The sequence below is a fragment of the Flavobacterium psychrophilum DSM 3660 = ATCC 49418 genome, from assembly GCF_002217405.1.
Taxonomy (GTDB): domain Bacteria; phylum Bacteroidota; class Bacteroidia; order Flavobacteriales; family Flavobacteriaceae; genus Flavobacterium; species Flavobacterium psychrophilum.
Genome location: NZ_MUHE01000053.1, coordinates 1 through 3,605 on the forward strand (window position 1 = coordinate 1; position 3,605 = coordinate 3,605).

Below are 3,605 nucleotides of genomic sequence, written 5' to 3' on the forward strand. Positions count from 1 at the left end.
CTGCTTTTAGCAACGAAACGATGGAAAAAATCGCCCTTCGGGACAATTTTTTCCATCGAGCCCCCGCTACGCGGGCGATGAAAAACCATCGTTGCTTTCGCACGATGTTCTTCCATCACCCGCTTTGCTAGATTTTCTTCGAGAGCAAGCTCTCTCGAAACCCCCGCAAAGCGGGGGCTCGTTGTGCACAATGCTCTCCGAACGAGACGAATTCAATAACTTAATAACGAATAAATAAATTATTTGTAGAATAACAGAAAATGGAAAAAACATATTTTGAAGTAAATCCAAAATTATATCCTATTGTATTAATACCTCACGACATATTAGAAAATTTTGAAACAGAACTTTCAAATAATGAAATATGTAAAGAATTAAATGTTAATTATCCAAAATACAATGAAATTCCAAAACCAATTGAACCATCTCGTTTTTTAAGAACCGAAAAAACTAAAACTAAAATAAATTCTGAAGGTGGTGGATGTATTTTGTCTATTTTAATTTTTATAATAATTTTAGGAATATTTTCAATAACTTTTCAATCCGAAGTAGGAATATTTTTTCTTATTGTAAGCAGTTTTTTCTTTTTCTTTAACGGTAAAAACCCTTTAGGGTCAATTTTTGAAACAGAAAATTATTATGATAGCAAAAAAATTGATGAAGAAAAGTATCAAATCTTACTAAAAGATTTTAAAGAAGAAATAATACGAATTGATAAAGAAAATAATAAAAATAAAAAAGCTTATGAAGTTGAAAAAGAAAAGATTAATTTGTTAATCAATGAAAATCGATCATTGATTAATTACAAATATTTTATATCTTATTTTCTACCAGAAGTATCATTTATTAAATTAGAAAAAAACAATAATAGAGGAAAAAGTGAAATTTACTTTTTGTCATACTTATTTGAAAAATTTAATAACAACATATATGTTGATGTTGTTCCAGCAATTGGAAAAAATCCATTTCAACCAGATTTTCTGCTTATTTGCAAAGAAACAGGAATTCATATTGACATTGAAATAGACGAACCATATTCTGTTGATAATGGAAAACCAATTCACCATGACAGAAGTAAGGATGATGAAAGAGATGTTTTTTTTCTTGAGATAAATTGGGGTGTAATTCGATTTACTGAAAGACAAGTTATCGAGAATCCAAAAGAATGTGTTTATTTAATACAAAATATTTTGTTTTCAATAAGAAACAAGAAAAAGTATTTTGAACACAAAGTTCCGCTTTGCAAAAAATGGACTTATGAAGAAGCGTTATTAATGAATAATAATGATTATCGAAATACATACTTACCTAGTGATATGAAAATAAAAGTAAATTACACTAACAACAATAGCTCTTTTGAAATGGATGACTTGCCCTTCTAATAAATATAAACTATGAGTAATAAAGAAAAAGATTTTGAACAATTACATAGTGATTGGAGAAATATTTCAATAAATCAATTATCCTTCACTAATAACCTTATTTTGACATTTTCATCAGGTTTTTTTATTTATATTTTTTCAGATAAAAAAATCCCAGATTTTCATATAAATACAAATGAAAATTTTGTTTATACCAAATTTGCTTTTGCATTTTGTATTATTTTTTTATTACTATCTATTATCTATGGTATTGCAATTTTATTCACAAGATTGTATGATTTTAGAATAACTAGAAATATTCTTTTTGCAAGAAGTAGAACAAATAATCAATTAGAATACATCGACTTTAGTGAATTTACTTTTAATGAAAGAGTATCTGCTTTATGGAAAATACTATTTAAAAAATTACCGTTTTTGACTAGAGAAGATGCAAAAAAGAGTATTAATGATAAAGAATTTATTAAGAAATTTGAAGAATTACTTAAACTTTCTAAAATACTAGGAACGTCATCTTGGCTTTGGACAAAATTTCAAATTTTGCACTTATCATTGAGTTTTATACTATACCTTATCTTCTTATTCTTAAATTAAGGCTTAAAAATTATACAATGGGAAATATTATAGCTTCAAAATGTAGAATTTGCAATTTTGAAAACACATTTAAATATGGTGGAAATAGATTTGATTTTCAAACTAATTGCCCAGTTCCTGCAATTAATATTGAAACAGGAGAATTTGAAAATGTTAATTATAAGACCGAAAATAATAATCCAAAATATAAATTTTATTCTGATAATGAACTAAAAGGCGATAATGAAGGTAATAACACTTTTGGAAACTTTAATTTGAATCTTAATTCTGTAAATAATTATTGTCCGAAATGCAAAAATTTCACCTTTGATTTTAGAATTAAATTTTTCACCGACTAGTAAGCACTGTGCACAACAGCCGTTTCTCGCAATTGCGAATTTTGTTGTAAGTTCACGTTTACGTTTCGCAAGAATTTTTATCTTTAACAGAAAATAAAAGGTTCCGAACTTCGCAACTGACGAGAAGCGGCGGAACGTTAGCAAACAGCTTAAAAAAAATCGTAGAAATATGGCAATTCAGAGAATAAGAGATTTTCAAAAATCAATTACAAAAGAACTTGTCTTAACAAAAGACAGAGTAGAATTTTTAATTGGAAATGCAAACTGGGCAGAAGTTGGAAGGTACAAAGAAGCTATTTTAAGAAAATCAATTTCTCAATTTCTTCCTTCAAATTTAAAACTCGGAACAGGATTCATAATTGGAAATGACGACCATATCAATGGACAAGAGCCTAGAACTTCAAGTCAACTTGACATTATAATTTATGATGATAATTCACCTGTAATTTTTAGAGAAGGAGATTTTGTAATTGTTACTGAAAATTCAGTTAGAGGAGTTATTGAAGTTAAATCAAATGTTACAAATTATAGCAATCCTCAAGGCCAAAATGTTCAAGATAACGCATTAAATATAATAATTGAAAAATTTAATCGTCTTCAACAATTTCAAACATTTAATCCAATAGGAAATCACAGAAAAAAGTTTGTTGGAATATTCTCGTACAATTATACTCAAAATAATATTACAGCAGAAAATATTAATGACGCTTTGAGAAACTCAAATGGACTTGTAAACCATATTTCACTTGGTCCAAATAAATTTATACGCTATTGGGAAAGCACTATAGGTTTACAACCTCCAACAAATCATAATGGAAGAAGCTATATAAAATATGATATTGAAGAACTTTCATTTTCATATTTTATATCAAACTTACTTCATATAGTTTCTGACAATGAACTGTTAGAAAGATATTGGTTTTCGTTTCCAATTGAAGGCACAAAAGAAGTCCATAGAATTAATCCAATAATTGAATTAAATTAAATATAAAAGCCGATTTGCTAACAGCCGTTTGGCAAGATTGCGAATTTTGTGGTAAATTCACGTTTGCGTTCCGCAAGAAATTTTATCTTTAGTGGAAAATAAACGGTTACGAAGTTCGCAACCTCGCCAAGCGGTGGAACGATGGAAAAAATCGCCCTTCGGGACAATTTTTTCCATCGAGCCCCCGCTACGCAGGTGATGAAAAACCATCGTTGCTTTCGCACGATGTTCTTCCATCACCCGCTTTGCTAGATTTTCTTCGAGAGCAAGCTCTCTCGAAAACCCCGCAAAGCGGGGGCTCGTTGGCAG

4 protein-coding genes are annotated in these 3,605 nt (G+C 29.0%); all 4 read left to right on the plus strand.

Going from position 1 to position 3,605, the window contains the following annotated elements; genetic code table 11:
- Positions 1-260 precede the first annotated feature (260 nt).
- The 4 genes from B0A57_RS11260 (at position 261) to B0A57_RS11275 (ending at position 3,296) form a co-directional block, all read left to right on the plus strand.
- Positions 261-1,382, plus strand: coding sequence for a hypothetical protein (locus tag B0A57_RS11260; RefSeq protein WP_052079102.1), 1,122 nt, complete (start codon positions 261-263; stop codon positions 1,380-1,382).
- A gap of 12 nt (positions 1,383-1,394) precedes the next feature.
- Positions 1,395-1,973 (plus strand): hypothetical protein, encoded by a 579-nt coding sequence (locus B0A57_RS11265; RefSeq protein WP_038466638.1) that lies wholly within the window; start codon positions 1,395-1,397, stop codon positions 1,971-1,973.
- A 17-nt stretch (positions 1,974-1,990) separates the two neighbouring features.
- On the plus strand, positions 1,991-2,311 hold the full coding sequence (locus B0A57_RS11270; RefSeq protein WP_038466635.1) for a hypothetical protein: 321 nt from the start codon (positions 1,991-1,993) through the stop codon (positions 2,309-2,311).
- A 169-nt stretch (positions 2,312-2,480) separates the two neighbouring features.
- The gene (locus B0A57_RS11275; RefSeq protein ID WP_038466632.1) at positions 2,481-3,296 is read left to right on the plus strand and encodes a DUF6602 domain-containing protein; all 816 of its coding nucleotides are present in this window, start codon (positions 2,481-2,483) and stop codon (positions 3,294-3,296) included.
- The last annotated feature ends 309 nt before the right edge of the window (positions 3,297-3,605 follow it).

What these genes read in the sequence shown, in the direction of transcription:
- B0A57_RS11260 (WP_052079102.1), top strand. Translation starts at nt 261, where the DNA reads ATGGAAAAAACATATTTTGAAGTAAATCCAAAATTATATCCTATTGTA.
- B0A57_RS11265 (WP_038466638.1), top strand. Translation starts at nt 1,395, where the DNA reads ATGAGTAATAAAGAAAAAGATTTTGAACAATTACATAGTGATTGGAGA.
- B0A57_RS11270 (WP_038466635.1), top strand. Translation starts at nt 1,991, where the DNA reads ATGGGAAATATTATAGCTTCAAAATGTAGAATTTGCAATTTTGAAAAC.
- B0A57_RS11275 (WP_038466632.1), top strand. Translation starts at nt 2,481, where the DNA reads ATGGCAATTCAGAGAATAAGAGATTTTCAAAAATCAATTACAAAAGAA.